Here is a 26,044-nt window from a genome sequence, read left to right as displayed (position 1 = left end):
TCCTATCCTGCCGCCCCGGCGACGACGCCGACGGCCTGATCGAAGTTGTCTAGGACTGCCTGCTGGTAGCTGCTCACGTCCAGTAGTCCTTCGCTGGCGGTGAGCACCACATCGAACATGGTGCCGGCGAAGATGAACATGGCGAAGGACAGCAGGATCATGACGGCGGCCGGCGCGATGATCGGTTTCGCGATCACGTAGTCGGCGGGGAACTGGGAGGTCTGCATCGGCTTGCCCCAGAACACCTTCCGCCACACGCGCAGCATGCTCAGTAGTGCGCCCATGGAGGCCACGATGATGGTGGTGATCACGATCCACGAGGCAGTAGTGGCGGGGCGCGCCACCTCGGCCATGATGAAGAGCTTGCCCCACAGGCCCGATAGTGGCGGGAAGCCGACGATGGAGAAGGAGCCGGCGGCGAAGATGGCGGCTACGAGAGGGTCGCGCCGCATCAGCCCGGAGAGTCGAATGATCCGGCCGGTGCCGTAGGTTTCCTCAATCGCTCCGGAGGTGAGGGTCAGGGCACCGATGGTGATCATGTGGTGCAGGGCGTAGAGCAGGCCGGCGGCGAGTGCACGCTGCGGGTCTAGGGTGGTGAAGGCGAGCATGACCAGGATGAAGGGCATGCCGTTGACCATCTGGTAGGCGAGTACGCGCCGGATGGTGTGCTCGGCGAGGCCAGCGAAGCCGCCGACGAGCATGGAGGCCACCATCACCACGATGATGAGGGTGTTCCAGCGGTCGTCGAGGTCGAAGATCACGGTGTAGATGCGGAAGATCATGTACACCGCCACCTTGGTGTGCAGGCCGGAGAATAGCGCCATGACTGCCGCCGAGGATCCCGGGTAGGTGCGGGGGAGCCAGGTGTGCACGGGGAACACGCCGGCCTTGATGGCGAGGGCGATCATCACGATGCCGAGCGCCACGGTCACGGGGCCGTTTCCTGCCCCTGCCCCGGCGAGGGCGGCGATGTTCACCGAGCCGGCGACACCGTAGAGGATGCCGACGCCGATGAGCAGTAGTGTCGAGGCGGTCAGGTTCACCAGCACGAATAGTCGGCCCGATGCCATGCGCGACCAGGTGCCGGTCATGGCGAGCAGACCATAGGAGGGCAGCAGCATGACCTCCATGAACACGAAGAAGTTGAACAGGTCGCCGGTCAGTAGTGCACCGTTGATGCCTGTTTGCAGCATCAGCGTGAGCGCCGGGTAGAACCGGGCGCGGGTTTCGCCGACAGTAGTGGCAAACCAGTTCGCCGACAATGCCACGATGGCAGTAGTGACGATCATGACCGCCGAGAAGGGGTCGGCCACGAAGGGGATGGCGACGCCGCCCACGTATTTGCCCACGTTGTGGGCGATGGGGCCGTGTTCGGCGGTGTAGCTAAAGAGCCACAGCCCGGCGATGATGGTCCCCGCGGGCACGATGAGGTGCAGGGCGTCGCGGGCGGTTTTGTTGGGCAGTAGTGTCGCGATGCCCGCGATCAGTAGTGGGATCGCAACAAACAGCGGAAGAACAATGTCCATTAGTCGTTTTCCTCCGCATCCTTCAGGTGCCGCTTATAGCGTTGCTTGAGCTTTTCGGCGCGGCGGGGTGATTGGTTGGTGCGGACTTTGCGGCCGGCGGTGTTCCACGCGGCGGGCGCTTCGGGGTCGGTGGGGTTGCGGGTGTCGTCGTCGAGGCCGAGTGCTGCGAGCGCCAGCATGAAGGTGACGGTGGCCATCGTGATCACGATGGCTGTCAGCACGAAGGCTTGGGGCAGCGGGTCGGCCATGTCGGCGATGTCGGTGCGGTCGCCAAAGACTTCGCCGCGGTAGGCGGGGACGCCGGCGACGAGGATGATGATGTTCGCGGCGTGGCTGATGAGCGACATGCCGAGCACGATGCGCATCATGCCGCGTTGCATCACGAGGTACACACCGCCGGCGACGAGGACCGCGATGGTCAGGGCCATGATCATTGCTGGTGCACCTTCTTTCCTTCTTGCTTTTCGACGTCCATCTGGTGGTGGAAGTCCGGGTCGGTCAGTTCCGCCTCGGGGTCTTCGTCGAAGCTGACATCGGGCAGGGGCGACTCGTCGTCGCGGACGAAGGCGAGATCGCCGGGGTAGGCACCGGGGCGCAGGCGGCCACCGAGGGCGTTGATGCCCATGGTGATCATGCCGAGCACCGCCAGGTAGATGCCCATGTCGAAGATGAGCGAGGTGGTCAGGTGGATGTCACCGATGTGGCCGTGGATGGCGTAGAGGAAGGAGCCTTCCGTCAGCCCCAAGAAGCCGGGGGTGAGCGCCAGGATGATGCCGAAACCGATGAGCAGGAAGGGCGTATTGGGCTTGACGATGCGCTCGTCGGCGGGTTTCGCCAGGTAGCCGAGGGCGATTGCGCCGCCGGCGACGAGGGCCGCCACGAATCCTCCGCCCGGGTCCTCGTGGCCGCGCAGGAAGATCAGCACGGACAGCACCATGAGCACGGGTACAACAACCTTGAACACGTGCCGCAGCGGGGTGGCGTTGAGATCCTCAAAGCCGAAGCGCGGCGGCTTGGTGCCCGGCAGGAAGCTGTGCTTCGGCACCGAGTACACCACCGAGTAGATGACCACACCGGCCATGCCCAGCACCGACAGCTCGCCCAAGGTATCGAGTGCACGGAACTCCACCAGGATCACCGCGACGATATTGGTGCCGCCGGAAATCTCGGGGGCGTTATCGATGTACCATTGCGCGATCTCGGAGCGGCCGCCATTGCGGGCCAGCAAACCGTAGACGGCGAGGAAGGTGACAATACCGGTGGCGATCGCCAGCACGGCCGACCAGTAGCGGCGTCGGTCCGAGGTCCGGTGGAAGTAGCGCGGTTGCAGGCGTACCACCAGCATCATCATGACGGTGATGAGGATTTCCACGGTGAACTGGGTCAGTGCCACGTCGGGCGCGCCCAAAAGCAGCACCTGCAGGGTCACGCCCACACCAGCGGTGCCCACAAGCACTACTGCGTGCAGCCGGGACTTGGCGCGCATGAGGCCGCTGACGGACATCACCACGATCAGTAGTGGCACCAGATCCAGCAGCGTATCGGTGCCCTCCACGCGCGGCGGCATGGCAACGCCATCGACTCCGCCGCTGAAGAAGCTCACCATGAAGCCGAGGATGCACACCACCACCAGCGGTGGGGCCAGGTGCCGGGAGGGGGAGAAGGAATCCGCCATGCGGCCCACGGCCTTGCCCCAGCCGGCGGCGGAGCCCATGAGCACGGCGAGCGCCTGGTTGCCGGTGAAGGGAGCGAAGGTGTATTCGCCGATCGCCTTGAAGAGCGGCTTGCGGTAGATGATGGTGAGCAGGCCGGCGGCCAGCACACCCATGGAGATCATGAACGGAGTGTTCACCCCGTGCCACAGCGCCAGGTGCAGTTCCGGCTCGGAGGCGACCGAGCCCACGGCGGCGGCGATGGGCTTATCCAGTACGCCGAGAACAAACACGATCGGCAGCGACATCAGGCCCGGCAGGGCGGCGGGCAGCCACAGAGCTACTGGCGCTTCGTGGACGTCATCCACCGAGCGGTCGCCGTCGATAAACGCCCCGAACAAGAAGCGTGCGGAGTAGGAGAAGGTAAACCATGCGCCCACGGCGGCCGCGATCAGTAGTGAGCTCACGCCCGTGGAGGTCAGCGGCGCCTCGGTGAAGGCCTCCAGCATGCCCTCCTTGGAGACGAAGCCGAAGAGCGGCGGCACGGCGGCCATCGACATCAAGCCGATGGCGGCGGAGGCGAAGGTGAAGGGCATCTTCTTATACAGCGGCCCCAGGCGACGGATATCGCGGGAGCCGGCCTGGTGGTCGACCACGCCGATGAGCATGAACAGGCTGGACTTAAACAGCCCGTGCGCCAGGGTGTGCACGAGGGCGGCAGCCAGCGCGAAGGGGGTGCCCACGCCGATCGTCGCCACGATCCAGCCCAGGTGGGAGACGGTGGAGTAGGCGGTGAGGCTCTTCAGGTCGGTCTTCTGGATGGCGAAGAATGCCGCCATCACAGCAGTAGTCATGCCCACCGAGATCAGCAGTACATTCCAGGTGTGGTTGTCTGCAAAGACCGCGGAGAAACGCATGAGCACATAGACGCCGGCCTTCACCACGGCGGCGGCGTGCAGGAACGCCGACACGGGGGTGGCGGCGGCCATGGCCTCGGGCAGCCAGAAGTGGAAGGGCAGCTGGGCGGATTTAGTGAAGGCCGAGACCGCGACCAAGACCGCCAAAACAGTAGTAAGGTTCGGATCCGCCGCCCAGAAGTCGGAGGCGAGAATCTCCCTGATGGAGGTCGTGCCGGTCTTGGCCACCATGATCGCCACCGCGGTCAGGAGGGTGAGTCCGCCGGTGAAGGTGAGGATCAGGGTGCGGATCGCGCCCATCTGGCCGCTGGATCCCTTGGCGCGCCCAATGAGCATGAAGCTGGCCATGCTCACCAGCTCCCAGGCGATGAACAGCACCACGATGTCGTCGGTGAGCACCAGCAGCAGGATGGAGAAGGTGAACGCGGACATCAGCCAGTAGAAGCTGAGGTTGAAGTCATCGTTGTGCAGATAGGCGGCGGAATATATGAAGACCACGCCGCCGATCACAAGCGCCAACAAAGCAAAGAAGGTGCTGAGAGGATCCGCAATAAAATTCAGGTTTACATCTACGCCTGTGGCGGCGAAATCGCTGATCCACGTCATGGAGAAGGTGGGCGAGTCGCCGTCAATGATGTCCGGTAGCTTGGCGGCCAGCACACCCGCTGCTGCGAAGAACAGCAGCGCGAGCGGCCAGCCCGCAAGCCGGTCACCCAAGCGAACTGCTAGTGGAGCCAACACCACGGTGGCTGCCACTAACAGCAATACGGTCGATAGGGTCATAGAAAGTTCCACACTAGGAGTCCGGGAAAAATTGCCGCATTCTACGTTACCAGCTGGGTAAATCGGTGGGCCTCTCGCCGAATCGTCCTTGAAAGCGATAGATTTAGTGCTCATGAAAAGCTCTTCCATGCTCACTCGCTTCCTGGCTGTGCTCGTGATTGTTGCTCCTGTGCTTCTCGCCACTATTGCGGCGGCTGTGATGAGGATGGAGCCCGCCGATGCGTGGTCCACCAAGGATGAGCCCTCCGGCGCGCCTGCGGCCGCCAGCCCGGCCGGCTACTCGGATGCGGATCTCCTCGCGGCGCGCCGGGCAGCCAGTAGTGCCGGCACCCAATCGGGATTCTTAAACTCCGGTGTGAAGGAGCTAAGCGATGGCTCCCGCCAGCTCGCCGAGGGCACCACCCAGCTGCGCGACGGCATCTCCGCGGCCCATAGCGGCTCCGGCGAGCTCTCCGCGGGGATGGTGCAGCTGCAGGCCGGCGTGGGCCAGATGGGCCCGGGCGCCCAGGAACTCGCCGATGGCATCGAGCAGGTCGCCGGGGCGCTGGTGGGGGTGGAGGCCTCCCGCGGGCAGCTGCTGGCGGCGCTGGATCAGATCGACAAAGAGCTTGAAGAGTCGGTGGATCCCCGCTCGGAGGAGCTTCGCGAACAGCTCAACGAGTACCGGCCGCAGCTGGAAAATATCACCCTTAGCGAGGAGCAAAAAGCCCAGTTCACCCGCATGCGGGAGGGCTCGCGGGAACTCGCCAATCAGCTCAATACCCCCGGCTATGCCTTCCACGATGGCATCTTCCAGGCCACCCAGGGCGCCAAGGATCTCAACCAGGGCCTCGCCGAGCTGGAACGCGGCAGCGTCCGCGCCCAGGAGGGGGCCACGGCCTTGGCCGATGGTGCTGAGCGGGTAGAGAAGCTGGCCGAGGATAACAAGAACTCCATCACCGGTATCCAGCGCGCCCTGCCTGCCCACACGGCCCAGGCAGACCCCGCCGAGGTGCCGGAGGCCCCCACCAACGCCCTGCCCCCGCTCTATGCGCTGCTCATCGCGGCGCTCGCCATGGGGCTCGGAGCGGCAGTGGGCCTGGCGCGGCTGTCCCTGCTGCAGCAGCTCGTGGCTGCTGTGGGGATCGCGGCCAGCGCGGCTGTGGCCTTGGCCATTGTGGGGGATCTCGGAGTCCTCGCTCTGGCGCTCTCCGCTGGGCTGCTGCTGCTCGCCACGATGGCCGGGTCGGCCATCGCGCAGCTGGTGCAGCTTCTCCTGCCGCAGCGCTTCGCCCCAGGTGTTGTCGGGGCAGTATTCCTCCTCCAGCTCCTCGTCGTGGGCTTGGTGTGGAAGAGCGCCACGACCGGCACGGTGGAGCTCGGGGCGCAGATCGCCACGGGGTTGATGCCGCTGCACTATGCCACCGCGGGATTGAGCGCCATCGGCAATAGCGCCCACGGGGTGATGGCGGGCAGCTCGGCGGCGGTGCTCGCGATCATGGCCGCCGGTGGTCTCTGGCTCGCCCGCCGCCAGAGCCCCAGCCCCAGCCCCAACCAGAGCCCCAGCTCCGCCGAGCCGGATGAGGTGCGAGAGGATGGCGTCGATAAGCCCGCGGCGACGGAGCATGTGGCACAGTAGGGGCCGTGGCTGCTTCGACTGAGAAAAATACCGACAGTGGGGCCGATAAGGACGCAGGGCCCGTTGATATTTCAGGCATGCCGCTGCGGCGGAAGACCTCGGTGGTGCTTAAGGAGATCTTTGCGCCGCATGTGCCGCACCATGTGAGCGCCCAGAAGAAGTGGGAGCGCCATTCCGAGGGCCCGATGCTGGTGGCCTCACTACTGTTTTTGGTGCTGTATGCGTGGACGGCCCTGGGCGCCAATGATGCGCTGCTGACCAAGATCGCCAATGTGGGCATGTGGGGCGTCTGGCTGTGCTTTTTGGTCGACTATGCGGTGCGGCTGGTGCTGGCGGAGAATTCCTGGCGCTGGTTTGTGCGCCATCTGTGGGAGCTGGCGCTGATTGTGCTGCCGATGTTCCGCCCGCTGCGTATTTTGCGGATTTTGCCGACGTTGGTGATTTTGCAGCGTTTTTCTGCGGCGAATGCCCGGGTGAGCGTGGCGTGGTACACCTCGGTCACGGCGGTGCTCGTGATTTTCGTGGCGGCGATCACGCTCTATGAGGCGGAGGCGACGCAGGATGGCAGCCAGATTGTGGATTTCGGCGACGCGGTGTGGTGGGCGTTGGTGACGGTGACCACGGTGGGCTATGGCGATATTGCGCCGGTGAGCTCCCAGGGCCGGTTGGTGGCGTCGGTGCTGATGCTCACCGGTATCGCGATCGCCGGTGTGGTGACCGCGATGTTGTCCTCCTGGCTGGTGGAGCAGGTGCAAACCACCTCCTCGGAGACGGAGGAGTTCATGGATTCCGTCCGCCACCGGGAGCTGCTCACGGCCGTGCAGGATCTTTCCCACGAGGTGCGCGAGCTGCGGGAGGAGACCTCCACGCTGAAAAGCGAGCTCGCAGAGCTGGCTTATCGACGCCACCCTGACGCCACCGCCGACCCGCCGGAGAGCAGCTAGCTACTCGGCGTCGGTGGCCTCGAGCACGACCTCGTCGCGGACGCGGTGCCGTTCGCCGAGGAAACCGCCGGCGGCGCTAATGAGCGCCACCACCACGAGGATGAGCATGCCGGGCCAGGCGGAGGGCTGCTCGCCCGAGCTATTGAGCCAGGCGGCCACGAAGGGCAGCATGCCGGAGATCGTCCCGGCCACATTGGAGCCGATGGCGATGCCGGTGTAGCGCAGCTGGGCGGGGAAGAGCTCGGAGAGCAAAAGCCCGGAGACCGAGTAGCTGATGGTGACCACGCTCAGCCCGATGCACACCGCGAGGGTCAGCAGAGCCACATTGGCGGTGTCGATCATCATCCACACCGGATAGGACAGTAGTGCGGTGGCGATCGATCCCCAGCCGATGATGCGGCCCGGGCCGATCTTTTCGCCGAGGCGGCCGAAGATGAGGTTGATGAAGATCTGGCAGACTGCCGCCAGCAGGGTGGCGTTCACCACGTCCTGGCGGGCCATGCCGAGGGCGGTGGTGGCATAGCTCATCACATAGGTGGTCAGCACGAAGAAGCCGCCAATACCGAGCAGCGCCGCAGAGACCGCCAGGATCAATTGGCGATAGTAGGAGCCGAAAAGCTCCGTGAGCGAGCCCTGCTCCTCGGCATCGTTGTCGGCCTCGGCGGCGAGGGCGCGAAAGACGGGGGATTCTTCTACCTTGAGGCGGATCCACAGCGCAATGCCGAGGAAGGGGAAGGCCAAGAGGAAGGGGATGCGCCACGCCCAGGAGTCCACGGTCTCCTCCGGCATGAGCAGAACCAGGGCGAATACTCCGGAGGAGAGCAGGGTGCCGACGGGGGAGCCGATTTGGATGAGCGCGGCATAGCGGCCGCGTTTATCGGCGGGGGCGTGCTCAATGGCCATCGTGGTGGCGCCGCCCCATTCGCCGCCGACCGCCACGCCCTGGCCGAGGCGCAGCACGGTGAGCAGCACGGGGGCCCAGAGGCCGATGGAGTCGTAGGTGGGGAGTAGGCCAATCAGGCCGGTGGCCATCCCGATCACCACGATCGACAGGATAAGCGCTGGCCGTCGGCCCAGCTTATCGCCGATGCGGCCGAAGAGTAGTGCGCCGAAGGGGCGGGCGAAGAAACCGACGCCGAAGGTCGCGAAGGCCGCGAGCGTGGCGGTGGTGTCATCGGCATTGGAGAAGAAAAGATAATTAAACACCAGCGCCGATGCGGTGCCGAAGAGAAAAAAGTCGTACCATTCCAACACGGTGCCCACGAAGGCGGCGCGGGCGATCTTGCCCACCTCGCGGGAATCTACCTCCACGGTGCCGGGCCCCTGTGGGTCGCCGTCCGCGATGGTGGGTTCAGTCCTGCTCATGTCGAGCCTCCTAGCTCTGTATAGGGCATTGCAGTCAAGGCTAGAGGCAGCGGCGGGGTTGGTGCAGGATGTATCCCCCACCAGAGGGCCACCGCATAGCCCGCATGATGCATGTTCGATCCGAGGAGACAGCAGTTGTTATGAGCCACAGTCCGATTGTGTTGGTGGAGAACGCGAGGATTCTCACCCAGAATCCGCAGCAGCCCAGCGCCACGGCGGTGGCGATGCTGCAGGGGCGGTTCGTGGCGCTCGACGAGGATGCCCGCCGCCTGCCCGCGGATCGACGCATCGACGCCGGCGGCGCCACCCTTGTTCCTGGCTTTAATGATGCCCACGCCCACACCGTGTGGTTTGGCCAGACGCTGTCCGAGGTGGATCTCTCGGCGGCGTGTACCACCACCGAGGTCTATGACACGATCGCCGCCGCGGCCGCCGATGTGGGGGAGCGGGACTGGGTGATTGCCGCCGGGTTTCGTCCCCGCGCCCTGCAGGATGGCGAGCTGTCCATCGCCGCGCTCGACCGCGCCGCGGCGGGACGGCCACTACTGATCAAACACGTCTCGGGCCATGCGAATACCGTCAATACCCCGGCCCTGTGGGCGGCCGGGGTGGATCCCTCTCACCCGCCGCTGGTAGACGGCGGCGAGGTGGTCTGCGATAGCACCGGGGCTGCCACCGGTCTGCTCGACGAGAATGCGATGCGGCTGGTGCAGCAGGTGTTGCTGCCGGAATCAAGCACCGAGATCGCCGCCGCCATCGAGAAGGCAACCGCGCACTATCTCTCCGAGGGGCTGACCTCGGTCACCGATTGTGGCGTGGCCGGCGGCTGGATTGGGCATAGCCCGCGGGAGATCGGGGCCTATCAGCAGGCCACCCGCCATACCCGGATGCAGATCATGCCCACCATCGACGCCCTGCACGAGATCGCCGGCCACTCGGCGGATGGCTATGGCTATGGCCTCGACGGCGGCATCCGTACTGGCCTGGGCGATGAGTGGCTGCAGATCGGGCCCACCAAAATGTTTATGGATGGCTCGATACTGAGCACTACTGCGGCGATGGCGGAGGACTACCTGTGCTGCCCGCACCGCGGCTATTTTCAGGGGGATCCGGCAGAGATGCGTCGACAAGCGCTCGGCGCGGCGGCGGCCGGCTGGTCGCTGGCCCTGCATGCGCTCGGCGATGCGGCGGTGGATCTATCGGTGGCTATTCTCTCCGAGATCATTGACACCTATGGCGCGCCGGCGATTCCACACCGCATCGAGCACGGCGGGGTGGTGCGTGATGATCAGCTGGCCGCGATCAACGGCCGCCCCATCGTGATTGCGCCGCAGCCGCGCTTCGTGCACGCCTTCGGCGATGCCGTGATCCGGGTGCTTGGCGAGGAACGCGCCGCCTTCTCCTATCCGGCTCGCAGGCTTCTCGACGCCGGCCTCATCCTGCCCGGAAGCTCGGACCGTCCCGTCACCGACGGGGCGCCCTTGCAGGCCATCGAGTCCTTCGTGACGCGCACCACCCAGTCGGGGCAGCTCTACTATGGCAGCGAGCGCCTCAGCGCGGAACAGGCTCTTTACGCCTATACCGCCGGATCGGCGGCGGCCACCGGCTGGGCGGGCCGCAAGGGCCAGATCATGCCCGGGCAGCTGGCCGATTGCGTGCTCTTGGATCGCAACCCGCTGCAGGTAGCGCCCGAGGAGATCGGCCGCGTGCAGGTGCTGGCCACGATCCTGGGCGGGGAGCTGGTCTACGGCGAGCTCTAAATAACGCCGCCGGACATGCGAAAAGGCCAATCATCCGGTGGATGATTGACCTTTTCCAGTGGTCGGGATAACAGGATTTGAACCTGCGACCTCTTCGTCCCGAACGAAGCGCGCTACCAAGCTGCGCCATATCCCGTCGCTACCTGAAACACTATAGGACAGCGCCGGAAGAAACTACAAAACAGCAGCTAGTGGCGTTCCGTGAGGCGCAGCAGGGTGGCGGTGGGCGGGCAGTTGAGCCGCACTGGCGCATACTTCGAGGTGCCGAGCCCGCGGGAGACATACATGTGCATCCCATCGAAGCGGTGCAGCCCGTGGGCGCGCTCGCGGTCGATGCCGCAGTTGGTCACGATGGAGCGCCCACCGGGCAGGCAGATCTGGCCGCCGTGGGTGTGCCCGGAGATGCTCAGCTGATAGCCGTCCGCGGCGAAACGCTCCAGCACCCGCGGCTCGGGGGAGTGGGTGAGCGCGATGGCGAGATCCGCATCGGCATTGGGCGGGCCGGCGATCTGCTCATAGTCGTCGAGGTCATGGTGGGGGTCATCCACCCCGGCCACGGCGAGGCGCACATCGCCCACCTTCACCTCCACCCGCTGGTGGGTGGCGTCGTGCCAGCCCCGTTCGATGAAGGCGGCCCGCATGCCCCGCCACGGCAGCTCCACGCGGGAGGGGGTGCGCTTCTTCCCCAGCAGGTAGTTGAAGGGGTTCACCGGCCGCGGGGCGAAGTAATCATTGGTGCCAAAGACGAACATGCCGGGCACATCCAGCAGCGGGTTAAGGGCCTGCAGCACATAGGGCACCGCCTGCGGATCGCCCAGGTTATCGCCGGTATTGATCACCAGATCTGGGTGCAGCTGGGCCAGCCCGGAGACGAACTGCTGTTTGCTGCCCTGGGAGGGCAGCATGTGCAGATCGGCGATGTGCAGGATGTCGAAGGAATCCTTCTCGCGCAGCACCCCGGGCTCGAGCAGAGGCAGCTCGAGGGTGTCGAGGCGAAAGTCGCTGGTGTTGGTGATGCCTTTGAGCGCAACGCCCGCGCCAAGGGCGGCGACGGCGGCGCTCGCGGAACCAAGTCGGCGGAATAATGCAGTCACACTTCACACCCTAGCGATATCGTTGAGGCATGAGCGAATTAGAACAACAGATCCGCGCCGATCTCAAAGAGTCCATGAAAGCGCGCGACAAGCAGCGCTCCAATGCCATCCGGCAGCTGCTCTCCGCCGTGCAGTATGAGAAGACCTCCTCCGGCACCGAGCTTGTCGACGCCGACATCCTCGCCGTCATTGCCCGCGAGATCAAGAAGCGCCGCGAATCCGTCACTACCTATCGCGACGCCGGGCGCGAGGAACTTGCCGCGGTGGAAGAGGCCGAGATCGCCGTCTTCCAGAGCTATCAGCCGGCGCAGCTTAGCGACGCCGAGCTGGAGCAGCTGGTGGACTCCTGCATCGCGGAGACGGGCGCAAGCTCCATGCGTGAGATGGGGGCGGTGATGAAGTCCGCCACCGCCCAGGCCGCCGGCCGCGCCGATGGCGCCCGCATCTCCGCTGTGGTCAAGGCCAAGCTCAGCTAGAAATTCCGCAGAAGATCGTTAATCGCGTTCGAAATCTCGTCGGGATCGGGCAGCGGCGGCGGGGGCTCCGGGTTCGACCGCGAGGATGGGGGCGGCGGTGGCGGCGGGGGCGCGGAGCCATCGGAGATCTTCAGCGTCACCGTCGATCCCTGGTGGATGATGGGCTCGTGCTCGATGCCCTTCACCTCACCGCGCGGGGTGCCATTGCCGGCCACGAACTTGACCTGGGCGCGAAGCCCGGCCTCCTCTAGTGCACGGACGGCATCCTTTTCCTGCATGCCCACTACCTTCGGGATGCGATCTTTGGCGGTGCCTTCTCGGAAACGCCCGTGGGCGGGGGAGAGTGAGCCCTGCGCTGCTGCGGGAATCTGCTGTGCCGCAGCAATCCAGGTGCGCGCCGGCTCCTTACCGCCATAGAGGTCGCCGCGGCCGCACTGGCGCACCGGGGAGGTACACAGCGGGGCGGCCGAGGTGCCGTCATTGTAGATGTAGGTGGCGGCGGCGAAACCGGAGTTGAAGCCGAGGAAGGAGCTCGACAGGTTGGACTCGGTGGTGCCGGTCTTGCCCGCAGCCGAGCCGTTCCAGCCCATCGACTTCGCCGACTCGGAGGCGGTACCGGAACGGAAATCATCGCTGAGAGCGTCGCTCAGCGCCTGCGCCACGCCACTGGAGAGTGCCCGCTCGCACTCGGGGCGATCGAGCTGCACCTCCTTGCCCTCGCGGTCGGTGATCTCCATGATGGGGTTGGGTTCGCACCACACGCCATCGGCGGAAATGGTGGCGGCAACATTCGATAGCTCCAGCGGGTTTACCGCCGTCGGGCCGAGCGTATAGGAGCCGAGATTGGCGTTTTTCATGTACTCGGCGATGGAGCTTTCCCCATCGAAGCTGCCCGGTGCCGTATAGGAGCGCAGGCCCAGCTTCACCGAAATATCCACCACGGAGCTCACCCCGACCTTCTCAATAAGCTCCACAAAGGTGGTGTTTGGCGACTTCGCCAGCGCCTCCTTCAAAGACAGCTTCGGCGGGTACTGGCCGGCGTTTTCCACGCAGTAGGCGCCGGGCGGGCAGCCCTCGGCGCCGCCCTCGCCGAGGCCATAGGCCTCATAGCGCTTCGGCACCTCGAGCTCGGTGTCGATGCCCATGCCCTGCTCGATGGCGGCGGCGGCGGTAAAGACCTTAAAGACCGAGCCGGCGCCATTGCCCACCAGGGTGGAGGTCTGCGGCAGGATCGTTTGTGCGGCCGCGCCATCGAGGCCATAGGTGCGAGAGGACACCATCGCCTGGATCTCGCGGGAGTATTTTCCCGGATTAATCACGTTCATCACCTGAGCCACGCCCGGGGTGGAGGGGTCGGTGAAGCTGGTGACCGCGTTTTTCGCGGCGGCCTGGACCTCCGGGTCAAGGGAGGTGCGGATGGTATAGGCATTGGTGCGCAGGTCCTCCTCGCTAATGCCCTTCTCCTCCAGATAGCGGATCACATAGTCGCAGAAGAAACCGCGATCGCCGGTGGTGATACATCCATTAGGCAGCCCCTGCGGCTGCTCCAGCACCCCGAGGGGTTCCATGGCGAAGGCCTCGGCGTCCGCGCGGGAGATGTAGTTCATCTCCGCCATCGCGTCGAGCACCACATTCCGGCGCGAGGTGACGCCCGCAATATTGGTATAGGGATCCAGCGCGGATGAGGACTGCACAATGCCCGCCAAGGTGGCGGCTTGGGGCACGGTGAGCTCGGCGGCGCTAATGCCAAAGTAGGTGCGGGCCGCAGCCTCTACCCCGTAGGCGCCATTGCCGAAGGGGACGAGGTTGAGATAGCGGCCGAGGATTTCGTCTTTATCCAGCCGCTTTTCCAGCTCTGCGGCGGCGCGGATCTCGCGGAACTTGCGGGTATAGGAGGTTTCGATGGCCTCGGCCTGCTCCTCATCATTTTCCGCCTCCACCAAGAGCGCATAGTTCTTGATGTATTGCTGATCCAGGGTGGAGGCGCCCTCGAGCACGCTACCGGCGAGCAGGTTCTTCACCATGGCGCGCCCGGCGCCCTGCCAGTCCACCCCGTCATGCGCATAGAAGCGGCGATCCTCGATGGAGACGATGGCGCGCTTCATGGCCGCAGAGATCTGATCCGGGGGCACGTCGAAGCGGCGCTGTTTATAGAGCCACGCGATGGGGGCGCCGTTTCGGTCTTGGATCTCCGTGACGCCCGGGGTGGTGCCGTCGGTGAGATTCTCGATGTCAGCCGCCATCGACTCATGGGCGCGCGCGACTGCCGCGCCGGAGAGCCCTGCCAGTGGCGTCAGTGCCACGGCACTTAGCACACCAGCGGCAACGGTGGCGAGGAGAACTTTTCCCAAGGATGCAATGCTGGTCACTTCCCTTACAGTACGCAACCGCTTGGCGCTTGTGAATCCACAAGTACCCCCTTTTTATGCCGTATTCGACACTTCCGCGACACTGTGAATACACTTACAAGTATCAAATTGCTGATCAATGAGAGGCGTGTTTTGCAGATGACTACTTCACTCATTTTGAATCGAGAAGCGGCCCGCAGCGGAATGCACTCCTCTTCCACCGAACCCGTTGAACGCGAGGATTGGGTGACTCGCGCGCGCTGCCGCAACAGTGATCCGGATGCCTTGTTTGTGCGCGGTGCAGCCCAGCGTCGGGCGGCCCAGATCTGCGAAGAATGCCCCGTGAGCACCCATTGTTTGGCCGATGCTCTGGATAATCGGATCGAGTTCGGCGTCTGGGGTGGGCTGACGGAGCGTCAGCGCCGTGCGCTGCTGCGGAAGAACCCGCACATCGAGAATTGGTCCAACTATCTCGCCCGCGGCGGCGAACTGGTGGGCATTTAGCCACAGCGAACACAGCCAGCACTTTTTATAGCAAAAACGACGGGCCCGTAAGTTATCGTACTTGCGGGCCCGTATGTGTGTGATGTGCATCTACGTCCCCTTGGGGGTGGGGCGGGGTCCCGCTAGGGCGCAGAGATCACTAAGGTGGGGCGCATGACTCAATGGGAATACGCCACCGTACCGCTTATTAGCCACGCCACTAAGCAGATCCTCGATACCTGGGGAGAGGACGGCTGGGAGCTCGTGACTGTGATCCCCGGCCCGAATCCGGAAAATCTCGTGGCCTACATGAAGCGGGTGAAAAATGACTAGCTCGATCAGCGCCCGCCTGCAGGAGCTTGGCATCACCCTTCCTGCCGTAGCCGCGCCCGTGGCGGCCTATATTCCCGCCGCCGAGGTGGGCAACCAGGTGTGGACCTCGGGTCAGCTGCCCTTCGTGGAGGGTGAGCTGCACGCCACCGGCAAGGTGGGGGCGGAGGTCTCTGCCGAGCAGGCGAAGGACTGCGCCCGCCTGGCCGTGCTCAATGCGCTGGCCGCCGTGGATGCTGTGGTGGGTATCGATAATGTGGCGCGGGTGCTGAAGATTACCGGCTTCGTCGCCAGCGCCGAGGGCTTCACCGGCCAGCCCGGAGTGGTCAATGGCGCCTCGGAGCTCATTGGTGAGATCTTCGGTGAGGCCGGTCAGCATGTGCGTTCGGCTGTCGGGGTGGCGGAGCTGCCGCTCGGCGCGCCGGTCGAGGTCGAGCTCGTCGTCGAAAAGCGTGCCTAAATTGATAGTCGTATACGAGGCAACAGGGTTAAGCTAGTGGGTATGGAGCATCCCGCTTATAGTCAGCTACGCCCAGTATCTCCGTCCGTGGGAGTCGTGCTGTGCCCTAACCCCGGCTACAGCTCGCTCGAGGGCACTAATTCGTGGGTTATTCGTGCCAAGGGTGATCCGCGCAGCATCGTGGTGGATCCCGGCCCGGAGGATGAGGGGCACTTGAATGTGCTCAATAAGAATGCCTCCGAAGTGGCGGAGGTGCTATTGACGCACCGCCACGCGGATCACGCCGATTCCGCCCAGCGTATTCGCCAGCTCACCGGTGCGCCGGTGCGGGCTTTTGATAAGCGCTACTGCTTGGGTGGGCCGGCGCTGGAAGATGGCGAGATCATCAAGGTCGAGGGTGTGACCCCGCAGATCGAGGTGGTACACACCCCAGGCCATACCAGTGACTCCGTGTGTCTATTCGTGTGGTCGGGTAAGCCCGGCAAGTCCACCTTGGAGGGCATTATCACCGGCGATACTATCGCCGGCCGCCACACCACGATGATTTCCGAGACGGACGGGGATCTCAAGGACTATCTGAAGACGCTGAAGATGCTGAAGAAGCGGGGCAAGAATGTGCGCATGCTGCCTGGCCATGGCCCCGATGCGGAGGATATCTCCGTCTTTGCCAAGAAGTACCTGGAGCGCCGCAAGATGCGCCTGCAGCAGGTGGAGGATGCGCTCGAGAAGCTCGGCGATAAAGCCACCGTGCGTGGCCTGATCGATGAGATCTACACCGATGTGGATCCGGTGTTGCGCCACGCCGCAGAGCAGTCCACCCGCGTGACCCTGCGCTATTTGGGCGTGGACGTGCCCTCGAAATAAACCTGCGTACATGAGGGCGGCACGGCGTGCGGCGGTGCCGTCCTCTGCGCAGCTGCGGCTGTCCGTGCATACAGCAACACCGCTGCCTTCTCCCATACCGGGGAGGCAGCGGTGTTTTTGTATGTTTTAGCGGGCGCGGCGGGCCAGCTGATCCGTGGCGACGATGAGCACGGACTTGCCCTCGAGGCGGATCCAGCCGCGGTGAGCGAAGGTCGCCAGGGCCTTATTCACGGTCTCGCGGGAGGCACCCACCAGCTGTGCGATCTCTTCCTGGGTGAGGTCGTGGTTCACGCGCAGGGCGCCGCCCTCTTGGGTGCCGAAGCGGTTGGCCAGCTGCAGCAGCGTCTTGGCCACACGGCCGGGCACATCGGTGAAGATGAGATCGGCCAAGGAGTTGTTGGTGCGGCGCAGGCGGCGGGCCAGCACGCGCAGCAGCTGCTCGGAGATTTCGGGGTGGGCCGAGATCCACTTGCGTAGCATCTCCGAGTTCATGGTGGCCGCGGCCACCTCGGTGACGCAGACGGCGGCGCTGGTGCGCGGGCCGGGGTCGAAGATGGAGAGTTCACCGAACATATCGGAGGGGCCCATCACGGTCAGCAGGTTCTCCCGCCCATCGGCGGAGTGGCGGGCCAGCTTCACCTTGCCGGAGGTAATGATGTAGAGCCGGTCACCGGGCTCGCCCTCTTCGAAGATGGTGGTGCCACGCGGAAAACGCACCGTTTCCAATTCCTGGATGAGGGTGGCTACCGCCACTGGGTCGACGCCTTGAAAGATGCCTGCCCGCGACAAGATTTCCTGTACGGATTCCACTGTCTAACTCCTTGTATCTTCGCTGAGTACGGCGCGAAGGATGCAGCAAAGTGGGCCCACATGTCGAGGAGCGTCTGTATACCAACATATCCAGACATCTATCGGTCAAGATCGGCAGTGTGGGATAGGCACCCGCGCCGTGTTTGTCTTCACTCATCCTACTATGGAGTGTGTCACTATTTGACATCTTGCCCAGCTATCTCGGATAAGCCGCTGGTCAGGGGATTTTTAATGCGATCGCGGGATGGCGGGCCGCTGTGTAGTTATGCAAATTTGGGGGTGAATGTGAGCAACCCATTCCTAGCGTGTGACCTAGCGCGCTAGGTGATTTATATGTGATCACCTCAGTGGCGGCTGAGAAACTCACACAAGCAAAAAGGTAGGAGGTCTTATGCCGCGGCTTGGTCTGGGGTGCGCTCTGTGGTGGTGTCGCGCTCTGCCTGGGCCAGCGGTGCGGCCTGCTCGCGCTCGCGTCGCTGCTTTCGGGCGCGGGAGGTCGTAGAGGAGCTCTCGCAGCGCTCCATACCCATGGCGAAAACCGTCAGTACAACTGGGGTTGCAAGTGCAAAAAGTGAACTCATGGGACTCCATTCTACTAGTGGGACAGGCGGGGGTGATTGTGTGTGGCTTAGTCTTATATCTATGGGACGAACTTTTGGCACCACCCCGCTCGCCCGCACGCGACGCGCACGGAAGGTTAGCAGGATGCTCGCAGCCGGCTATCCGGATGCGCACTGCGCCCTCGATTTCTCCAACGCTTTTGAGTTGCTTATCGCGACGGTACTCAGTGCCCAGTGCACGGACAAACGAGTCAATGAGGTGACCCCGCATCTCTTCGCCCATTTTCCCACCGCCGCGGCGATGGCCGAGGCCAGCCCTGAGGAACTCGAGGAGCTGATTCGGCCCACTGGATTTTATCGCAATAAAGCCAAGGCCGCTGCCGGCATTGCCATGGCCTTATCCGAGCAGTACGGCGGGGAGGTGCCGGGCACCTTAAAGGAGCTCACCGCGCTTCCCGGGGTGGGCCGCAAGACCGCCAATGTGGTCTTAGGAAATGCCTTCGATGTTCCCGGCCTCACGGTGGACACGCACTTTGGCCGCTGTGTGCGCCGGCTCGAGCTCACCGAAGAGAGCGATCCCGTGAAGGTGGAGTCGGTGCTGGCCGAGCAGCTGCCCCGCGCCGACTGGACGATGTTCTCGCACCGGATCATCTACCATGGCCGCCAAATCTGTCACTCGCGTACCGCCGCCTGTGGGGTGTGCTTTCTGCGGCAGCAGTGCCCCAGCTATGGCCGTGTCGGCCCCACCGAGGTGCCCGAGGCACTGCGCCTGCTGCGCGCCCCCGATGAGCAGGCCCAGCGGCATCTGCTGCAGCTCGCGGGGATCGAGGAGGCCTAGATGCGCACCCATATTCGTATTTATCTGGCATTCGTGGTGGTGTCGATCGTGCTCATCGCGTTCATCGTCACCCGTCTGCTCAGCGGCGAGAACCCGCCCGCCCCGGAGGCCAGCGATTCCCCACAGCCCACCGATACCTCCCCGGTGACGGCCAGCCGCCCCGCTTGTCCCGCGGCGGATCTGGGCGTGGAGCTGCCCTGTTTGGGCGCGGCGACCGAGGGCGAGGCCTCGCCCTATGTGCTGGTGAATGTGTGGGCGTGGTGGTGTGGTCCCTGCCGGGAGGAGCTGCCGGTGATCGAGGAGTTCGCCGCCCGCCACCCCGAGATGACGGTGGTGGGGGTGCACGCGGATCGGGATGCCGGCCGCGGTGCGGCGCTGCTCGAGGATCTCGGGGTGGATATTCCCAGTTTCCAGGATGATCGTGGGGCGGCCTCGGCGGCGTGGTCGCTGCCCGGGGTGGTGCCGGTGACGGTGGTGCTGCGCGATGGCGAGGTGGAGCGCATCCTGCCGCAACCCTTCGATTCGGTGGCGGCCCTCGAGGAGGCGGTGCGATGACTCCGGACGCCAGCGGGGTGAATACCCGGCTGCGCCCCGAGGCGGCCCCGCTCTGGCTGGCACCCTTGGTGCGGGCCGTGGATGAGGGCCATGTGCATCGGGCGCTCTCGGATCGGGCGCGCCAGAGCGGCCCCCGCCGCGATCGACAGGCGGCGGTGCTCATGCTTATCGACGGCAACCCGCAGCAACACCAGCTTCCGGCCAGCGCCACCGTGCTGCTCACACACCGCTCACCGCGGATGCGCCATCATTCCGGGCAGATTGCGTTTCCCGGCGGCCGGGTGGATCCCACCGATATCAACGCGGTGGACTGCGCCTTGCGCGAGGCCCACGAGGAGACGGGTCTCGACCGGATGACGGTGACACCGGTGGCCCAGATGGAGGAGGTGCACGTGCGCCGCAGCGGCTACCCGGTGCATCCCGTGATCGCGTATCAGCACGCCCCCGCTGCGGTGGCGCCGGTAAGCCCCGAGGAGGCGGATGATGTCTTCCGAGCCTCCATAGCGGAGCTGGTGGAACCAGACAATCGCCTCATGGTGGAGCACGGTTCTTGGCGGGGTCCGGCGTTTCGTTGTCGTGGCTACATTGTGTGGGGCTTTACAGGCGGTATTCTGAGTGCAGCTTTGGACCACGCCGGCTGGGCGCAGCCGTGGGCGCAGGATCGGGTGTACGATCTGGGCGCTACCCTAGCCGCGTCGCGTAACAACGAACGCCACTCCTAGCCCCTAGAATCACTATGTCCCTGCCGCAGAGAAGAGAGGCGCCCTTATGGATCCCAGCGTGATAGTGGATGGCGTTGTGGTGTTTCTCCTGCTCTTCGCGCTTATCGACGGCTGGCGCCACGGCATGGTGGGGTCGGTTTTTTCCTTTATCGGCATCGCTGCCGGGTTAGTCATTGGCTTTGCCTTGGCCCCGCTGGCCATGCAGCAAACCGAGAGCAACCAGCTGCGCATCGTGATCGCCGTGACGGTGCTGGTGCTTGCCTCCTGCATTGGCTATTTCATTGGCGGCACCGCTGGGGCCTCGCTGCGTGAGAAAGTCACCCAGCCGCAGCTGCGCCGGGTCGATTCCCTCGCCGGCGCCTTCTTTCAGGTGATGGTGGTGCTCATCGTGGCCTGGCTGCTGGCGACGCCGCTGGCAGAGGGCAACTCGCGGCTGGCGAAGGGAGTGCGTAATTCCACCGTGCTGCAACAGGTGGATACCCATTCCCCGCGGGCCCTGGCTGCACTGACGGATAAGCTGCGGGTGCTGCTCAATGATTCGGGCATGCCCATGATCACCTCGCCTTTCCAGAGCCCCAAGCCGGAGCAGGTGCAGGCTCCCCGCATCGAAGTCAGCGATGTGGCGATGGTGGAACGGGTGCGCCCCTCGGTGGTGCATATCATCGGCGAGGCCCCGCAATGCCAGCGCCGGCTCATGGGCTCGGGCTTCGTGGTGGCCCCGGATCGCATCATGACGAATGCGCACGTGGTGGCCGGCACGAACGAGGTGGATCTTGATACCGTGCTGGGCTTCCACACCGCACGGGTGGTGTACTACAACCCCGTGATTGATATCGCGATCCTCGCCACCGATGGCCTCGGGATCGATCCTCTGCCCTGGGCGGAGGAACCGGCACAGAGCGGCGCGGACGCCGTGGTGATGGGCTTTCCCGAGTCCGGCCCCTTCGAGGCCGCCCCCGCCCGCATCATCGATTCGCTCTTGATCAATAGCCCCACGATCTACGCCGATCAGCGCATCGACCGCGAGGTGTACACCGTGCGCGGCAGCATTCGCGAGGGCAACTCTGGTGGCCCGCTGCTCAGCGAGGACGGGCACGTGCTGGGTGTGGTCTTCGGTGCCGCCGCCGATGACACCGATACCGGCTATGCCCTCACCCGTGCCGAAGTAGAGAAGCACGTGGCCGATGCCACGGGCCTTGAGACCCCCGTGAATACGGGGGCCTGCGTTGTGGGCTAGCCGAGGAAGCGTCGATAAGCGCCCTAGAGAGAGCGCGCGAAGGAGACGAGCACGGAGCTGAAACTAGCGGGTGCTTCGAGATGCGGGATGTTTTTCGTCTGCGGAATGTGCACCACGCTGGTCTCGGATTTGACGCGCTTGGCGGCGCGCTCGGCCAGTCGTGCCCACGGGGTGGAAGAATCCTGCAGCAGCAGCACCGGCTGCTCCACCGGGGCGGTCATCCACCGCAGCGGCACGGGGGCGAGCTCGATGCGCGCCACCTTAGCGCGCGCGGGAGAGGTATTGGCGATGCTATAGGCCACCGTGCGCAGCTGCATCTCCTTCTTGCCTGCGGTGGTGGTATGAAAGCCCTCCGCAGTATTAGTCACCAGATTCACCCGGGCCGTGGACTGCGGGGTGGTGAGTAGTGCATGCAGGCGCGGCGGCAGCAGCGCGCTGAGATGGCGCAGAATCGGGGTGCCGAACATCCACGGATAGCTGAAGGTGCAGCGCCGCAGATCGGTGGGGTGCGCGGCGGCAATCGAGACCAGCGCGCGCACGGCCTCGGGATGATGAATGGCCAAGGCCCAGCCCACCGCGCCGCCCGCGGCATGGCCCACGACCACCGCATCCTTATGCCCGGTTGCGTGGATCACGCCATAGACATCCCCGGCGAGGGTGCGCAGATCATAGTCGCTGGGTGGCTTATCCGACATGCCGAAGCCGCGCATATCGATGGCCACGCAGTGGTAGCCAGCAGCGGCGACGGTGGGCAGCACGTGGCGATAATCGAACCAGCCGCCGAGCGCGCTGTGCACGAACACGATGAGCGGATCGTGGGGATCGCCGGCGGTCGCGGCGTGGAGGCGGATGCCGCGGGTGTGGATCCATTCGTGCGTAAAGGGGCCCTCGAGGGCCACAGCGCTGGGAATGGCGGGGGAATGCTCGGTGTGATTCCGTCGCCAGCGTGGCGGGAGCAATCGCTGACTCAGCGGACGACGGGACACAGCAGACTCCTTAGGCATACGGTGCGGGTGGAACGATATGGAAAACCCCCTTTATCCCTGCAGAATACCTGAGGGAAAAGGGGATCAGAGCGGGTGCACTGACGGCTTAGGTGTACATGCCGTCCTGCTCGCGCTTCTCGAGATTCTTGGTGGCCTTGCCCGGGACAAGGGTCTTGAGATCATTCACCGACTGCACCGTCTTCTCGGGCTTGCCGATGGTTTTCACCTTGCGCCAGCCAAAGAGGGCGAACGCAGCAGCGAGCACCACCATGATGAGGAACACGATGAGGAACGCTGCCCAGCGCGACAGCCAGGTGGACAGCAGCTCGGCGAGGAAGAAGAAAAAGAAGAAGGACGAGTAGAGGGCGATCGTGCCGGCTACGCCGAAGAGACCGCCACCAATGGCGCCCTTCTTGGCTTCCTGAGCAACCTCGGCCTTGGCCAGCTCGACCTCAGCGCGGAAAAGATTGGACATCTGCGCAGTAGCGTCGCTCACGAGATTGCCGATAGAGCCCTCACCGGGGCCACGGGTATCCGCGTCGCTGAGGGGAATCGAGTTAACCTTCGGCGAAAAAGCGGGTGCCCCTTCGCTGTACATTCCCTTAGAACTGCTCACCGTCTTGATCCTCCGTTAGTGGTATTTTCTTAAACTCTAGTTGTGCACCATCGTGCCACGAATTCGGCGCGGTTGTGAACTCGACACGGAAAGTCATCAGCTCGGCCGCCATGGAAATATTCCGCAATCCAGCTATCCACCAGCATATCAATGCCGCATCGGCGAGTATTGCGACTGCTCATCGCAAGCGCGCCAACTTACGTGATGCCGCCGCCACCAGCGCCCACTCCGCGCTCGTGGGCGCCACGGCTCTCAAGAAAATCGCAGCTGATTCTGAGATATCCGCCCTCGAGGTCTACGGGGTGCTCACCCCGGCGCTGGCTGAGACATTCCAGCGTGCCCCGCTGCAGGTGATGGCGAAATTAGACCGCATTGCAGGCGGGGAGGGGGTGCCGGAGCGCCAGGCCTCGCGGCTCAGCGTATTGGCGCGGCTCGTGGGGCAGGTAGAAACGTGCGCGCTGCTGCACGGGGAGATTCTGGGCCACCGCATCTTTGGCCCCCGCTCGGTCGTCGTGGGGTACGCCACAGTGCGGCTTAATGCCATGGCCGCGGGGCTTGATCCCAAAGGGCTGGCGATGCCAGAGCCCTATCTACTGCGCGACCCGGCCGCGCACACCGCCCTGATTCGCGATTATTGCCGCGGCGAGGTCGATCCTCTCGCGCTGGCGCACTTTGCTGCCTGGCGCCGCGGCGGCGAGGAAGCCGCACGGGTAGCCGATCGCTTGTAGCCTGCCCCGCCGAGCCGCACTTGCTAGCTGGAGCGCAGTGCGCCCCAGCGGGTGCTGAGCCACCAGCTGCCCATCCCGAGCGCCAGAGCGGCGGCCACGGCGCCACCGATGCCCAGATCCTTTTTCGACGGGCTAGACAGCAGCGGCACGGGGTTTTTGAAGTTCAGCACCGGCCACTCGGCGGCCAGCGCATGCTTTTTCAGCACGCGATCGGGGTTGACGGCCCGCGGATGGCCCACCATCTCCAGCATGGGAATATCGGTGGCCGAATCCGAGTAGGCATAGCAGCGGGCGAGATCATAGCCGTGGCTGCCGGCCACCTTGCTGATCTCGGTCGCTTTGGTAATACCACGGCAATAGAGCTCGAGCTTGCCGGTGTAGGCGCCATCGACCACTTCTAAACGGGTGGTGATGGTGTGATCCGCGCCCAGCTCGTGGGCGATGGGATCGACCAGCTCCTTCACCGAGGCGGAAATGATGATCACATCGTGGCCGCGGGCATGATGCTCCTCGATGAGCTCGCGGGCCTCGGCGAAGATGGTGGGCACCACGCGATGCAGCAGGGTGTGGTCAATGGTGTGCTGCAGATCCTCGATGCGCAGCCCCTTGACCATCTGAGTCAGCTGATCCTTGGTGTCATCCATCTGGGATTGGGAGTGCCCCGCGATCATGTATCCCGTTTCGGCGAGCACCAGAGTGAGCGCCTCTTTGGTACTGAGCATGCCGTGGGAAACGAGCGTGCGGCCGAAGGCAAAAGCGGAGGAGGTGGCGATGATCGTCTTATCCAAATCGAAGAAGGCAGCAACGGGTGCCTCTGGGTGCTGTTCGGACGCCATGACCCACCTCCTCGCGTGATACTGATGTGAAATAAGTGACTAAGAGTGATGCTACTGAGAAGTGGCTGTGCCTGCATCTTTAGGCCTCTGTGGGGCTATTGACGTGCTATTCAAGCTGTGACATACTCGGAACCGCACGACCCCGATATACAGTGTGGTCTGCCCCGGCCCGTCCCCCCCCCAAGTGGCCGGGTAACCGCAGACGGCCCGCGCATACCACCCCCCATCCCGCGCGGGCCGTCTCTTAATTTTTGGGGCCATCCTTCGCCGCTGCTGTCGCCCGCGCGAGGCAGGGCGCTCGCCGCGCGGGGCCAACCCGCTGACGCTAGTGGGGCCACCCGCTTATTGCACCGGCACATATTCTCCGCTGTGCACAACTCGCCGCGGCAGCAGGTTATGCACAGCCCCCGGGGTGCGAGGGGCGACGCTCAACGCTGAATGGGCCACACTCTGGGGCCATGAGCGCTACCCGTGATCAGTCCCAGGCCCCCGTTGTCATCGCCGTCTGTGATCCTCTCGTCCACCCGGAAGCCATTCATATCGCCGCCGCGACCGTCCGCCAGGTGGTGGAGGTGTCCACTGCTGAGGAATTGGCGCGCCACCACCATTCTGCTTTCGCCATCCTGGTGGATGAGCAGGGTGCCCAGTTCCTTCTCGAGCGGCCCCAGCCGCGCCGCGACAAGGTTTTTCTTGTCGCCGCAGACCAGACGCCGGTGAACTTCGAGCTGGCTATGAAGATTCACGCCGAGCAGGCCTATGCCCTGCCGGCCGAGGCGGCAGCCCTGCTCACCGACCTCGGGCGGGATACGCGCAGTCAGGAAGGCCTCGTCGTGGGGGTGACAGGCTGCGTCGGTGGCTGCGGCGTGAGTACCTTTGCCGGCGCGCTGGGCGTGCAGCTCGCGCAGCGCGCCCCCACCACGGTGGTGGATACCGACCCTAGTGGCGGGATGGATCTCATCCTCGGAGTGGAGGAGGAGCCTGGCCCGCGCTGGGATGAGCTGGACTTCAACCAGGGCGATCTCGCCGCCGCCGATGTGCGCGCCGTGCTGCCCACCGCCGCCGCCAGCTGTGTCAGCCACCGCCGCGATCGCGGTGCTGGCCCGCCGCCGTCGACCGACACCATCCTTGGCGCCCTGCGCACCTTGCGCGAAGAGGGCTACACGGTGGTGGACCTGCCCCGAGCCGACGCCCTGGACCCAGACATTGTGGCCGCTCTCGATCACCTCGTGGTGCTCGTTCCCCGCGAGGTGCGTGGCGTGTGCGCCGTGGCCGCGCAGTTGCCGCAGCTTCGCCGCACCCATGTGCCCTTAAGTTTTGTCACCATCAGCCGCACCTGGGCCTCTTTGAGCACTGCTGAGGTGGAGTCCGTAGCGGGTATTAACGTCAGCGCGGATGTGCGCTGCAGCACCGGGGTGGCCAAACAACTCGAACAAGGCGGGCTGCGTGGCCGCTGTCCGCGGATCCTCGCCCGGGCGGTGGAGGATATCTGCACGGATATAGAGCACATCCAGCAGCGCGGACAGCAGTGGTGAGGCG

The 26,044-nt window shown here is 64.6% G+C and carries 25 protein-coding genes and 1 tRNA gene; 14 read left to right on the top strand and 12 right to left on the bottom strand.

Annotated features, from left to right (window positions below; translation table 11 throughout):
* Positions 1-2 precede the first annotated feature (2 nt).
* The 3 genes from KRX12_RS06290 to KRX12_RS06280 are packed head-to-tail and all read right to left on the bottom strand — an operon-like array spanning position 3 to position 4,878.
* Entirely contained in the window at positions 3-1,526 is a 1,524-nt protein-coding gene (locus KRX12_RS06290; RefSeq protein WP_218364919.1) for a monovalent cation/H+ antiporter subunit D family protein, read from the bottom strand.
* Positions 1,526-1,960 (bottom strand): sodium:proton antiporter, encoded by a 435-nt coding sequence (locus tag KRX12_RS06285; RefSeq protein ID WP_151549694.1) that lies wholly within the window; start codon positions 1,958-1,960, stop codon positions 1,526-1,528. The genes KRX12_RS06290 and KRX12_RS06285 overlap by 1 nt, the downstream gene beginning before the upstream one ends.
* Positions 1,957-4,878, bottom strand: a complete 2,922-nt coding sequence (locus tag KRX12_RS06280; RefSeq protein ID WP_218366087.1) for a DUF4040 family protein — start codon at positions 4,876-4,878, stop codon at positions 1,957-1,959. The genes KRX12_RS06285 and KRX12_RS06280 overlap by 4 nt, the downstream gene beginning before the upstream one ends.
* A 112-nt stretch (positions 4,879-4,990) precedes the next feature.
* Between KRX12_RS06280 and KRX12_RS06275 the strand changes: the two genes are divergently transcribed.
* A complete protein-coding gene (locus KRX12_RS06275) occupies positions 4,991-6,496 on the top strand; it encodes a YhgE/Pip domain-containing protein (protein WP_218366086.1) in 1,506 nt (501 codons plus the stop codon).
* A 5-nt stretch (positions 6,497-6,501) separates the two neighbouring features.
* Positions 6,502-7,440, top strand: coding sequence for a potassium channel family protein (locus KRX12_RS06270; protein WP_218364922.1), 939 nt, complete (start codon positions 6,502-6,504; stop codon positions 7,438-7,440).
* On the opposite strand, the gene KRX12_RS06265 is transcribed toward KRX12_RS06270, so the two are convergent.
* Entirely contained in the window at positions 7,441-8,805 is a 1,365-nt protein-coding gene (locus tag KRX12_RS06265; RefSeq protein ID WP_218364923.1) for an MFS transporter, read from the bottom strand.
* 140 nt (positions 8,806-8,945) lie between these two features.
* Here KRX12_RS06265 and KRX12_RS06260 point away from each other — a divergent pair, with 140 nt between their 5' ends.
* On the top strand, positions 8,946-10,565 hold the full coding sequence (locus KRX12_RS06260) for an amidohydrolase (protein ID WP_218364924.1): 1,620 nt from the start codon (positions 8,946-8,948) through the stop codon (positions 10,563-10,565).
* Positions 10,566-10,624: 59 nt separating this feature from the next.
* Here KRX12_RS06260 and KRX12_RS06255 read toward each other — a convergent pair.
* A tRNA-Pro gene (locus KRX12_RS06255) sits at positions 10,625-10,701 on the bottom strand.
* A gap of 52 nt (positions 10,702-10,753) precedes the next feature.
* Entirely contained in the window at positions 10,754-11,659 is a 906-nt protein-coding gene (locus tag KRX12_RS06250) for a metallophosphoesterase (protein WP_218364925.1), read from the bottom strand.
* Positions 11,660-11,688: 29 nt separating this feature from the next.
* Here KRX12_RS06250 and KRX12_RS06245 point away from each other — a divergent pair, with 29 nt between their 5' ends.
* Positions 11,689-12,135 carry a GatB/YqeY domain-containing protein gene (locus tag KRX12_RS06245; protein ID WP_218364926.1) on the top strand — a complete coding sequence of 149 codons (447 nt, stop codon included), beginning with the start codon at positions 11,689-11,691 and terminating at the stop codon, positions 12,133-12,135.
* On the opposite strand, the gene KRX12_RS06240 is transcribed toward KRX12_RS06245, so the two are convergent.
* A complete protein-coding gene (locus tag KRX12_RS06240; RefSeq protein ID WP_218366085.1) occupies positions 12,132-14,504 on the bottom strand; it encodes a transglycosylase domain-containing protein in 2,373 nt (790 codons plus the stop codon). The two genes, KRX12_RS06245 and KRX12_RS06240, sit on opposite strands and share 4 nt — an antisense overlap.
* Positions 14,505-14,687: 183 nt before the next feature.
* On the opposite strand from KRX12_RS06240, the gene KRX12_RS06235 reads away from it, so the two are divergent.
* The 4 genes from KRX12_RS06235 (at position 14,688) to KRX12_RS06220 (ending at position 16,620) form a co-directional block, all read left to right on the top strand.
* Positions 14,688-14,987, top strand: a complete 300-nt coding sequence (locus KRX12_RS06235; RefSeq protein ID WP_151529441.1) for a WhiB family transcriptional regulator — start codon at positions 14,688-14,690, stop codon at positions 14,985-14,987.
* Positions 14,988-15,140: 153 nt separating this feature from the next.
* Positions 15,141-15,299, top strand: a complete 159-nt coding sequence (locus KRX12_RS06230) for a DUF4177 domain-containing protein (protein ID WP_018019595.1) — start codon at positions 15,141-15,143, stop codon at positions 15,297-15,299.
* A complete protein-coding gene (locus tag KRX12_RS06225) occupies positions 15,292-15,756 on the top strand; it encodes a RidA family protein (protein WP_218366084.1) in 465 nt (154 codons plus the stop codon). Before KRX12_RS06230 ends, KRX12_RS06225 begins: the two co-directional genes overlap by 8 nt.
* A gap of 42 nt (positions 15,757-15,798) precedes the next feature.
* Complete coding sequence (locus KRX12_RS06220; RefSeq protein ID WP_151549685.1) at positions 15,799-16,620, top strand: MBL fold metallo-hydrolase; 822 nt, start codon at positions 15,799-15,801, stop codon at positions 16,618-16,620.
* Between the two features lie 126 nt (positions 16,621-16,746).
* On the opposite strand, the gene glxR is transcribed toward KRX12_RS06220, so the two are convergent.
* The gene (gene glxR, locus KRX12_RS06215) at positions 16,747-17,430 is read right to left on the bottom strand and encodes a CRP-like cAMP-activated global transcriptional regulator GlxR (RefSeq protein ID WP_151529403.1); all 684 of its coding nucleotides are present in this window, start codon (positions 17,428-17,430) and stop codon (positions 16,747-16,749) included.
* 389 nt (positions 17,431-17,819) lie between these two features.
* On the bottom strand, positions 17,820-18,011 hold the full coding sequence (locus KRX12_RS06210) for a hypothetical protein (protein WP_218364929.1): 192 nt from the start codon (positions 18,009-18,011) through the stop codon (positions 17,820-17,822).
* A gap of 61 nt (positions 18,012-18,072) precedes the next feature.
* Between KRX12_RS06210 and nth the strand changes: the two genes are divergently transcribed.
* From nth to KRX12_RS06190, 4 genes are read left to right on the top strand one after another with little or no spacing between them, the layout of a single operon-like run.
* Positions 18,073-18,828, top strand: coding sequence for an endonuclease III (nth, locus tag KRX12_RS06205; protein WP_218366083.1), 756 nt, complete (start codon positions 18,073-18,075; stop codon positions 18,826-18,828).
* The gene (locus KRX12_RS06200; RefSeq protein ID WP_255550110.1) at positions 18,829-19,383 is read left to right on the top strand and encodes a TlpA disulfide reductase family protein; all 555 of its coding nucleotides are present in this window, start codon (positions 18,829-18,831) and stop codon (positions 19,381-19,383) included. It abuts the gene before it with no gap.
* A complete protein-coding gene (locus tag KRX12_RS06195; protein WP_218366082.1) occupies positions 19,380-20,105 on the top strand; it encodes a CoA pyrophosphatase in 726 nt (241 codons plus the stop codon). Before KRX12_RS06200 ends, KRX12_RS06195 begins: the two co-directional genes overlap by 4 nt.
* A 46-nt stretch (positions 20,106-20,151) precedes the next feature.
* On the top strand, positions 20,152-21,342 hold the full coding sequence (locus tag KRX12_RS06190) for a MarP family serine protease (protein WP_218364933.1): 1,191 nt from the start codon (positions 20,152-20,154) through the stop codon (positions 21,340-21,342).
* Positions 21,343-21,365: 23 nt separating this feature from the next.
* On the opposite strand, the gene KRX12_RS06185 is transcribed toward KRX12_RS06190, so the two are convergent.
* Both KRX12_RS06185 and KRX12_RS06180 read right to left on the bottom strand, forming a co-directional pair.
* Entirely contained in the window at positions 21,366-22,328 is a 963-nt protein-coding gene (locus tag KRX12_RS06185) for an alpha/beta fold hydrolase (protein ID WP_218364934.1), read from the bottom strand.
* Between the two features lie 106 nt (positions 22,329-22,434).
* A complete protein-coding gene (locus KRX12_RS06180; protein ID WP_151529440.1) occupies positions 22,435-22,926 on the bottom strand; it encodes a phage holin family protein in 492 nt (163 codons plus the stop codon).
* 92 nt (positions 22,927-23,018) lie between these two features.
* Between KRX12_RS06180 and KRX12_RS06175 the strand changes: the two genes are divergently transcribed.
* The gene (locus KRX12_RS06175) at positions 23,019-23,672 is read left to right on the top strand and encodes a hypothetical protein (RefSeq protein WP_218366081.1); all 654 of its coding nucleotides are present in this window, start codon (positions 23,019-23,021) and stop codon (positions 23,670-23,672) included.
* A 23-nt stretch (positions 23,673-23,695) separates the two neighbouring features.
* On the opposite strand, the gene KRX12_RS06170 is transcribed toward KRX12_RS06175, so the two are convergent.
* On the bottom strand, positions 23,696-24,508 hold the full coding sequence (locus KRX12_RS06170) for an HAD family phosphatase (RefSeq protein WP_218366080.1): 813 nt from the start codon (positions 24,506-24,508) through the stop codon (positions 23,696-23,698).
* A 458-nt stretch (positions 24,509-24,966) separates the two neighbouring features.
* Here KRX12_RS06170 and ssd point away from each other — a divergent pair, with 458 nt between their 5' ends.
* Positions 24,967-26,040, top strand: coding sequence for a septum site-determining protein Ssd (ssd, locus tag KRX12_RS06165; protein WP_218366079.1), 1,074 nt, complete (start codon positions 24,967-24,969; stop codon positions 26,038-26,040).
* Positions 26,041-26,044: the final 4 nt, after the last annotated feature.

Origin of the sequence: Corynebacterium sp. TAE3-ERU2 (genome assembly GCF_019209955.1) — a bacterium.
Classification (GTDB): domain Bacteria; phylum Actinomycetota; class Actinomycetes; order Mycobacteriales; family Mycobacteriaceae; genus Corynebacterium; species Corynebacterium megadyptis.
The sequence above is the reverse complement of the archived record's forward strand: the minus strand, read 5'-3'. Positions and strand labels throughout refer to the sequence as shown.